Source organism: Thermomonas sp., assembly GCF_047606765.1.
Taxonomy (GTDB): domain Bacteria; phylum Pseudomonadota; class Gammaproteobacteria; order Xanthomonadales; family Xanthomonadaceae; genus Thermomonas.
Window position 1 is genome coordinate 1 of record NZ_JASGED010000003.1, and the last position, 8,257, is coordinate 8,257.

Here is an 8,257-nt window from a genome sequence, read left to right on the forward strand (position 1 = left end):
CAGCGCTGGACAGCTTCCAGGTGATGTTCGGTGAGGAGCGCGTGCCGCTTGACGCGCTATGACCAAATCAAGTTACACAGTTTGTTTGACAGACCCTCACGATGAGTAGATACGGCACGGTACGACATGGCGTCCTCGAAAAAACACTTGTCATTCTGATCACTGCTGGAATCGTTGTCGGGGTCAACGCAGAGGATCCTCCGGTCAACCTTCCTCCTATCAGAGGTGTTCCCAGTGACTCAGGCAATGATGTGCTTTGTTATGGCTACGCATGCGCCGAAATTCTGGATGAGATGTTCATAGAATGGCAATTTGACTGGACGATGTCAGACGAACCCGTTCCGCCTTTTTACGAAGTCGACAAGTCCGAATTCTGCTCGAAGCTGAAAAGCAACCAGCCTGTAGGCTGCAACTTCACGTCACCGCCATCCACCCCAGATACAGACTCGGATTGGAGACCAAACGGGTGTGGCACCTCTTGGGAAGTGCAGCAAGCAATGAACGTTGCAATAAATTTGCTTATCCCCAACGGATTCTCCGGGGACTATGACAGTCCCTATGCAGGCGTTTCATTTACAGCCCAATGCGATACGCACGATCGGTGTTATGGACTCGGATTTGACAAAAGCAACTGCGATCTCGACTTTCGAGAGAACATGATCGACAAGTGCTATTCAGTTGCTTCTGATCTCAATACTTGCTTGGGTTTGGCCGGCATTTACCACGGAGCTGTGGCTTCAACCACAGCCGGCCAGAATGCGTTCGCGGAAGCTTTCAATCAGCATACATGCGCCGTATGGGCAAAAGACATGAAAGTAAACGAGTGCAGCCCATGACACATTTTATTCGAAATTTTTCTGCATCTTTGGCGATTACCATGGGCTTGTTCGGCTGCGAAGGCGACCCTGCCACAGTCGAACCCACGCATGAGAAGGCAGCATCTCCGCAGACCTCACCCTCAGATTCAAGCTCATCCGCGCCAGCGCGAGTTGCAGCAGCGCAGATGGTTTTTGATGCCTCTGACGAGGGAGCATCACTAGTCAGCCTCGGAATCCCGAGCAAAGCCACGGCGGCATACTATCGCTCACTTCCCAACGACCTTCTTGCTGCTCGCGCGAAATCAGGGGAAGTGATGGCAAAGGCTTTCCTAGTCGAACGATTGGCCATGGATGGATTGACTTTGCAGAGAGCGCGCAAGAAGAACGGTCGCCTTCCGAACAATATTAGCGATGCTGACCTTGTGGCCGACCTTGGCCGAATTAGCATGGAACTGGCCCCGCTTCTCCAAGACACCAACAATGCTTTCGCAGCCTACCTTTGGGGCATGTATATGTCGGCAGCCAGTTATGAGGGCGCTTACGAACCGATCGTTGCAGGTATTCGCTTGGCTGGACTACGCGGCGACCCTCGGGCTTCCGAGATCGAACAGCAATTTCTGACTCAACATCCAGGGCTTGATGCTTCGCTGATTGAGAACCATTTCGAGCGGGGCCGTCGCGAACTGATCCGATAGAGACCAAATCACCAATCGCATGCAGGCTTTGTAGATTCCGTCATATACAAAACTGTGGCCGGCAGCATTCGTCAACATAACCAGCGTAGCCCGAACTGGTCGCCCAGATGCCCCAGCAGCGCGGGTTTGACCGCATCCAGCGAAGACGGCCCGCCAAGATCCTGCAACGCCACCACCTGCAGGCCGGCATAGCCGCAGGGGTTGATGCGCTGGAACGGGCCGACGCATTCGGCGGTGATGTTGAAGGCCAGCCCGTGGAAGGTGCAGCCACGGCGCACGCGGATACCGAGCGAAGCGATCTTGGCACCGGCCACATAGACGCCCGGCGCGCCGTCCTTGCGCGCGGCTTCGATGTTCCAGTCGGCAAGCGTGTCGATGATGGCCTGCTCGATCTTGCAGACGTAATCGCGCACGCCGATCTTCAACCGTTTCAGGTCGAGCAGCGGATAGGCCACGATCTGGCCGGGGCCGTGGTAGGTCACCTGCCCGCCGCGATCCACATGGATGACCGGGATGTCACCCGGCATCAGCACATGCTCGGGCTTGCCGGCCTGCCCGAGGGTGAAGACCGGCGCGTGTTCGACAAGCCAGAGTTCGTCCTGCGTGTCATCGCCGCGCGCATCGGTGAAGGCCTGCATCGCCCGCCAGACGGGTTCATACGGTTGCCGGGCGAGGTCGCGAAGGATCGCGGTGCGCCCCTCATCCGCCTTCGGCACCTTCACCCCGCAAGCGGGGAGAAGGGAAATACTGTTCACAGCGTCCACTTCACTTCCGGGTGGTCGCGCAGCGCCTGGTGGGCGCGGTCGTATTCCTCGCGCGAACTGGCGCGGAAGGCGATCCGCACCGAGACGTACTTGCCACTGGACGAATGCCGCCAGTTGACGGTTTCGTGCATCACTTCGATACCGGCAGCAGCAAGATGCTGCGGCAATACCTGTTCCAGATGCCGGTCGGCGGCACCCATCGCCGACAGCTCGAAGGTGCCGGGGAACTGGAAACCGTGGTCGGGATTGTCGGAATGGATGTTCATCGCGGGGATTATCCGCCCTGCGCCGGGCAATCCCAAGCCCGGCCGCAACGCAAAGGGCCGGCTTTCGCCGGCCCTTTGTCATGGTGCTGCAATCGCGGATCAATCCGCCTGCCACCACATCAGCAGATCGTGCCACAGGCGCTTGAAGAAACCGGCTTCCTCGACATCGGCCAGTGCCACCAGCGGTGCCTGCGCGATCACCTTGCCTTCCAGCGCGACCTTCACCGTGCCGAGCTTCTGGCCCTTGCTGATCGGCGCGACCAGCGACTTGGGCAGGTCCATTGTGGCCTTCAAGCGGTCGTACTTGCCACGCGGGGTGGACACCAGCAGCGGCTGGGCCACGCCCACCGCCAGACTGTTGGCCTTGCCCTTCCACACCTTGGGTGCGGCCAGCGATTTGCCGGCTTCGTACAGGCGGTGGGTTTCGTGGAAGCGGAAGCCCCAGTTGAGCAGCGCCTGCACATCCACCGCGCGCTGGTTCTCGCTGGTGCTGCCCATCACCACGCCAATCAGGCGCTGGTCGCCACGCTGGGCCGAGGCCAGCAGGCAATAGCCGGCGCTGGAGGTGTGGCCGGTCTTGATGCCATCGACCGACGGGTCACGCCACAAAAGCAGGTTACGGTTGGGCTGGGTGATCGGGCCGACCGTCAGTTCCTTGATCTTGTTGTAGGCATACGCTTCCGGGAAATCGCGGATCAACGCACGCCCAAGAATGGCAAGGTCACGCGCGGTGGTGATGTGGCCTTCCGCCGGCAGGCCATGCGGATTGACGAAGTGCGAGGCCTTCATCCCGATCCTCGAAGCGTAGGCGTTCATCAACTGGGCGAACGCGGCCTCGCTGCCGGCGACGTGTTCGGCCAGCGCGATGGCGGCATCGTTGCCGGACTGCACCACCATGCCCTTTTCCATCTCAAGCAAGGGCGCTGTCTTGTTGACCTCGAAGCCGCTGTAGCTGCCATCGGTACCGGCACCGCCGGTGCGCCAGGCGTGTTCGCTCATCATCACCTGATCGGTGGCCTTGACCTTGCCTGCGGCCATTTCCGCCGCGATCACGTAGCTGGTCATCACCTTGGTGATGCTGGCCGGCTCCACCGGCGTGTCGATGTTCTCGCCCGCCAGCACCTGTCCGGTGGCGTAGTCCATCACCAGCCAGGCCTTGCTGGTGGCCGGTGCGGGCGCTTCCGGGATGGGCAGGTTGTCGCTCAACGCGGCGGGCTTTGCAGCGGGTGCCGGCTGCGGAGTCTGGGCAATGGCAAGGCCGGAACCCAGCACGATGCCGGCGGTGGCGAGTGCGACGAACAACAGTGAACGGGAACGCATCAACGGAAACTCCTCAAGGCCGAGCAAGCACGGCGAATGTGATTTTAGCTTCGTCGTTCCCGCGAATGCGGGAACCCATGGACGTTTTCGTTTGCAGGATCAAAGTCCATGGATGCCCGCCTTCGCGGGCATGACGGCATGAATACTCAGCCGCAGCAGGTTTCATCCCTCAATCCCTGACCCGCTGCGGCTGCCCAAACCCCAGGCCTACAATCCGCGCCGCAAGTTCCGGCGCGCTGGCCTCGGTCACCGGGCCAATCCGCAACCGCCAGATCTTCTTGCCATTGATGTCGGCATCAAGCAACTGCGCGCGGGCGATGGCGGCATCCTGCAACAGCGCGAGTGCATGCTGCGCATTTTGCGGGTTGGCGAAACTGGCAACCTGCAAGGTCACGGTGCCCGGCGTGGTGGCAGGCGTTGCCGGCGCAACGGCTGCAGGCGGCACGGCAACCGCAGGCTGCGCCTGTGCAACTTCCAGCTTGACCGCATCGGGCTTGCCCGGCTTGCCGGTGGCAACCCGCACGCGGCGCGACTGCATCCACGCATCGAACTCGTCCGCCGTCATCACCTTGCCGTCGCGGTGCATGTCGAAGCGGTAGGCGTCCTCGCCTGCGACACGCGCGGCCTGCGGCAGTTGTTCGACCAATTTGTCCATCGCGGTGGCGGTGTTCTGCTTGTCGCCCCCCGCCTTCGTGCCGGTGCCTGCCTTGGCATCTTCGGGTGACAGCGCTTCCACCCGCACATTGGCAACGCCCTTGTCGCGATAGCCCAGCTTGACCGCTGCGGCATAGCTCAGGTCGATGATGCGGCCCTTGTGGAACGGGCCACGGTCATTGACCCGCACCACGACCGATTTGCCATTGTCCAGATTGGTGACGCGCGCGAAGCTGGGCAACGGCAGCGATTTGTGGGCAGCGGTGAAAGCGTACATGTCGTACACCTCCTGATTGGAGGTCAGCCTGCCATGGAACTTCTTGCCGTAGTACGACGCCTGGCCTTCCTCGACGTAACCGCTGTGGTTGTCCAGCACCTGATAGCGCTTGCCCAGCACTGCATAGTCGCGATTGCCGGCGCGCGAACGCGGCTCGGCGCGCACTTCCGGCTCCGGGATGGCATCCACGTCCGGGATCTCGTCGGGCACGGTATCGGCCTCGCCCGGACGGAACAGCCCGCCGGCCACGTAGTCGCCACGCTTGCTCACATCTTCCTGCGCAGGCGCATAGGGCGAAACCTTGGGCGCAGCAGGCTTGGCGATGGCTTCCGGCTGCGGCTTGTGCTCTGGCGCGGGCTTGCTGTTGCCGGCAGTACCACCGCCGGTGGTGGCGCAGGCCACCAGCGCCAGCGGCGCAAGCACGGTGGCAAGACGAGTCAATGCCTTCATGACGCCTCCACGTCGCGCCCGGCTATCGCCTGCGACAGCTGGTACACGGCGGTCGCGTACAGGCGCGAGATGTTGTACGTGGTGATCGCCTTGAAGTTGTTATAGACGATCCAGTATTCCGGCCCGCTCACGCCATCAAGGGTGATGAGCGTCACCGGCGTTGTCTGCCGGGCATTGTCCAGATGCAGCACCGCGACCGGATCGGCTTCGCGATACCCCAGCGCACGCAGGCCGTCGAGGCTCTGGTTCAGCGTGACCGCGTTGCCGGGGTTGGCGTAGTCGGCAGCCGTCGCATCGCGCACCGCGCGCTGCATCACCGGCGCACCGCGCTGCCAACTGCCCTTCTTCGCGAAATAGTTGGCAACCGATGCGAACACGTCATCCAGATTGTTGAACAGGTCGCGGCGACCATCGCCATCACCATCCACCGCGTAGTCGCGGTAGCTGGACGGCATGAACTGGCCCCAGCCCATCGCACCGGCATAGCTGCCCTTCAGGCTGGCGATGTCGAAGCCTTCCTCTTCCGCCAGCTTGAACAACTGCGCCAGTTCGTCGCGGAAGAACGCCTGCCGCCGGTTCTCGCGCTCGGCGCGGGCCGGATCACCAGTACGCGGATAGGCGATGGCGAGCGTGTACAGCGCATCGACGACGGCATGGTTGCCCTTGACCCGCCCGAAGCTGGTTTCCACGCCAAGGATGGCGACTACGATCTCCTTCGGCACGCCGTACTTGTCTTCGGCGCGCTGCAACGCATCGCGATGCTGGGCAAGAAAGGCACGGCCATCGTCGATCCGCTTGGGCTGGATGAACAGCGGGCGGTAGTCACGCCAAGGCTTGGTCTCCGCCGGGCGCGACATGGCATTGATGATCGGCTGGCGCACTTGCGCGCTCGCCAGCACCGCCTCGATGCGGGCCTGCGGAATCCTGTAGCGCTGCGCCGTCTCGCGGGCGAAGTCGGCGCGCCATGCGGCTTCCATCGCCGGGGAATACGGGATGGGCGTGGGCGCATCCGCCGGGGCCGGCACTTCCGCCGCCAGTGGATCGACCGGGGCAGCCGGTGTCGGCGCAGCTTCCGGCATCGACTTGGGTGGCGGGACGGCGCAGGCGGCAAGCGCCAGCGCGACGAGGCAAGGAAGTGCGCGTCGGATCATCGGCGCGAGGGTAGCACGCAGCCGCAAGCGCAACCCGAATGGGTGATTCAGGTTGAAGGGGACTGCGGCTGGGCAGTGCGGGCTTGGACACATCACGCAGCCCGAGGAAGCACCTCGCGCTCAATAGCCTTGCGCGCCGTGAGTTCCGCCGTGCGCAGATCAAACGCGACTTGCAGATTCATCCAGCTCTGCGCATCGCCGCCGAAGTACCGCGCCAAGCGCAAGGCGGTATCCGGGGTGATGGCGCGGCGCTCGCGCACGATGTCATTGATGCGCGGCGCGGGCACGCGCAGCGCGGTGGCCAAGGCATTGGCACTCATGCCCAGGGGAATCAGGAAATCCTCGCGCAGGATTTCGCCGGGATGGATGGGGCGCATACCGTTTTTCATGCGGGTTTCTCCAGATCAGTGGTAATCAACGATTTCGACATGGGCAGGGCCTGCATCCGTCCAGACGAAGCACACGCGCCACTGGTCATTGATGCGGATGCTGTGCTGCCCGGAGCGGTCGCCTTTCAGGGCTTCCAGCCGGTTGCCCGGCGGGGAGCGCAAGAACTCCAGTGTTGCCGCCGAATCCAGTTGTTGCAGCTTGCGCGTGGCGACATTGCCAATAGCCGAGAACCGGCGGTTCTTGCCGGTCATGAACAGGGCTTGCGTATCGGCGCAGTGGAAGGACTGGATCACGACGCGAAGGATTTAACGCATAGCGTTAAATGTCAAGCGTTAGATGCTGCCCTGTTGACGCCCGCCTTGCTGGGTGCGCACTGCATCGAGATCGGCCCGGTCAATACCCATTGTCAGGCTGCGGCATGGCCGAACTGCCAAATGAGCCAACAAGCGGACGCCACCGCAAGAGCAGCTATCACCGTGACCACTTGCCAAGCACGGTATGTCGCCAGATAGCGAAAGCCCAGGAAGCCCCAGGCGACCGATAGCACGGTAATGATTGGCAGGGTAAGCGGTGCCCACTCTCCTCGCCGGTCAATGGGTAAGTCTATCCATCCGAGTATTGTTGCCGAGATGACCAGTCCGGCTCCAAGCATGTACGCAGAAGCCGCAAGAAGCAGCCAACCCAAGAGCCTTTTGACAGGTTGCGACCTTCTTCCCATGCAGCCTTACGCCTTGTGTCCTTGATTTTCTCTACTGTAAGCATCGAGAGCCCGGCGTGCGCGTCCGATAAGGAAGCTCTGAACAACTCTCGAAACGTCATCCCGGCGAAAGCCGGGATCCAGCTTTTTCAGTGACTTACCAAACAGCTGGATTCCGGCTTTCGCCGGAATGACGGCTTGTTCAGACCTTCCATAACGCCTTGGTATTGCAGCACCGTCATTCGGTGTTGCGCATCGTCAACGATTGAGCGCACGCCTTCCCTTCAGCGCCATCACCACGCCAAAACCCAGCAGCAGGATGACCGGGGCGGTGCCCCCGTAGCTGAGCAGCGGCATCGGCACGCCGACCACTGGCAGCAGGCCGGAGATCATGCTGCCGTTGACCAGCACATAGACGAACAGTGAAAGCCCCAGCGCGCCGACCAGCAGGCGCGCATAACCATCGCGCGTTTCCGAGGCGATCCACAGGCAGCGCCCGATCACGTACAAGTACAGCGCCAGCACCACGCCCACGCCGATCCAGCCGAACTCCTCGGCCAGCACCGCGAAGATGAAGTCGGTGGTGTGTTCGGGCACGTAGTCCAGATGCGATTGCGTGCCTTGCCCCCAACCCTTGCCGAGCAAGCCGCCGCCGCCGATGGCGATCTTGCTCTGGATAATGTTCCAGCCTGCGCCCATCGGGTCGGATTCCGGATCAAGGAAGGTCAGGATGCGATCCTTCTGGTAGGGCCGCAGCAGCCAGAACCAGGCCATC

The 8,257-nt window shown here is 61.9% G+C and carries 10 protein-coding genes; 2 read left to right on the plus strand and 8 right to left on the minus strand.

Annotated features, from left to right (window positions below; translation table 11 throughout):
• Positions 1-101: 101 nt before the first annotated feature.
• Positions 102-836: a hypothetical protein gene (locus tag QM612_RS00215; protein ID WP_415251884.1), complete on the plus strand. Its 735-nt coding sequence runs from the start codon at positions 102-104 to the stop codon at positions 834-836.
• The gene (locus QM612_RS00220) at positions 833-1,513 is read left to right on the plus strand and encodes a hypothetical protein (RefSeq protein WP_415251885.1); all 681 of its coding nucleotides are present in this window, start codon (positions 833-835) and stop codon (positions 1,511-1,513) included. Before QM612_RS00215 ends, QM612_RS00220 begins: the two co-directional genes overlap by 4 nt.
• Positions 1,514-1,584: 71 nt before the next feature.
• Here QM612_RS00220 and lipB read toward each other — a convergent pair whose 3' ends face one another.
• The 8 genes from lipB to QM612_RS00260 all read right to left on the minus strand — a co-directional run.
• A complete protein-coding gene (gene lipB / locus QM612_RS00225) occupies positions 1,585-2,235 on the minus strand; it encodes a lipoyl(octanoyl) transferase LipB (RefSeq protein WP_415251886.1) in 651 nt (216 codons plus the stop codon).
• A gap of 29 nt (positions 2,236-2,264) precedes the next feature.
• Entirely contained in the window at positions 2,265-2,543 is a 279-nt protein-coding gene (locus QM612_RS00230) for a DUF493 family protein (RefSeq protein ID WP_415251887.1), read from the minus strand.
• Positions 2,544-2,642: 99 nt separating this feature from the next.
• On the minus strand, positions 2,643-3,863 hold the full coding sequence (locus tag QM612_RS00235; protein WP_415251888.1) for a D-alanyl-D-alanine carboxypeptidase family protein: 1,221 nt from the start codon (positions 3,861-3,863) through the stop codon (positions 2,643-2,645).
• 169 nt (positions 3,864-4,032) lie between these two features.
• Positions 4,033-5,244, minus strand: a complete 1,212-nt coding sequence (locus QM612_RS00240; protein ID WP_415251889.1) for a septal ring lytic transglycosylase RlpA family protein — start codon at positions 5,242-5,244, stop codon at positions 4,033-4,035.
• Positions 5,241-6,395 carry a lytic murein transglycosylase B gene (mltB, locus tag QM612_RS00245; RefSeq protein ID WP_415251890.1) on the minus strand — a complete coding sequence of 385 codons (1,155 nt, stop codon included), beginning with the start codon at positions 6,393-6,395 and terminating at the stop codon, positions 5,241-5,243. Before mltB ends, QM612_RS00240 begins: the two co-directional genes overlap by 4 nt.
• 92 nt (positions 6,396-6,487) lie before the next feature.
• A complete protein-coding gene (locus QM612_RS00250; RefSeq protein WP_415251891.1) occupies positions 6,488-6,784 on the minus strand; it encodes a HigA family addiction module antitoxin in 297 nt (98 codons plus the stop codon).
• 15 nt (positions 6,785-6,799) lie between these two features.
• Entirely contained in the window at positions 6,800-7,036 is a 237-nt protein-coding gene (locus tag QM612_RS00255; RefSeq protein WP_415251893.1) for a type II toxin-antitoxin system RelE/ParE family toxin, read from the minus strand.
• Positions 7,037-7,740: 704 nt separating this feature from the next.
• The coding region (locus tag QM612_RS00260) for an FtsW/RodA/SpoVE family cell cycle protein (RefSeq protein ID WP_415251892.1) at positions 7,741-8,257 on the minus strand (517 nt) is incomplete at its 5' end.

What these genes read in the sequence shown, in the direction of transcription:
- QM612_RS00235 (WP_415251888.1), bottom strand. Translation starts at nt 3,863, where the DNA reads ATGCGTTCCCGTTCACTGTTGTTCGTCGCACTCGCCACCGCCGGCATC.
- QM612_RS00215 (WP_415251884.1), top strand. Translation starts at nt 102, where the DNA reads ATGAGTAGATACGGCACGGTACGACATGGCGTCCTCGAAAAAACACTT.
- mltB (WP_415251890.1), bottom strand. Translation starts at nt 6,395, where the DNA reads ATGATCCGACGCGCACTTCCTTGCCTCGTCGCGCTGGCGCTTGCCGCC.
- QM612_RS00255 (WP_415251893.1), bottom strand. Translation starts at nt 7,036, where the DNA reads ATGACCGGCAAGAACCGCCGGTTCTCGGCTATTGGCAATGTCGCCACG.
- QM612_RS00230 (WP_415251887.1), bottom strand. Translation starts at nt 2,543, where the DNA reads ATGAACATCCATTCCGACAATCCCGACCACGGTTTCCAGTTCCCCGGC.
- QM612_RS00250 (WP_415251891.1), bottom strand. Translation starts at nt 6,784, where the DNA reads ATGAAAAACGGTATGCGCCCCATCCATCCCGGCGAAATCCTGCGCGAG.
- QM612_RS00220 (WP_415251885.1), top strand. Translation starts at nt 833, where the DNA reads ATGACACATTTTATTCGAAATTTTTCTGCATCTTTGGCGATTACCATG.
- QM612_RS00240 (WP_415251889.1), bottom strand. Translation starts at nt 5,244, where the DNA reads ATGAAGGCATTGACTCGTCTTGCCACCGTGCTTGCGCCGCTGGCGCTG.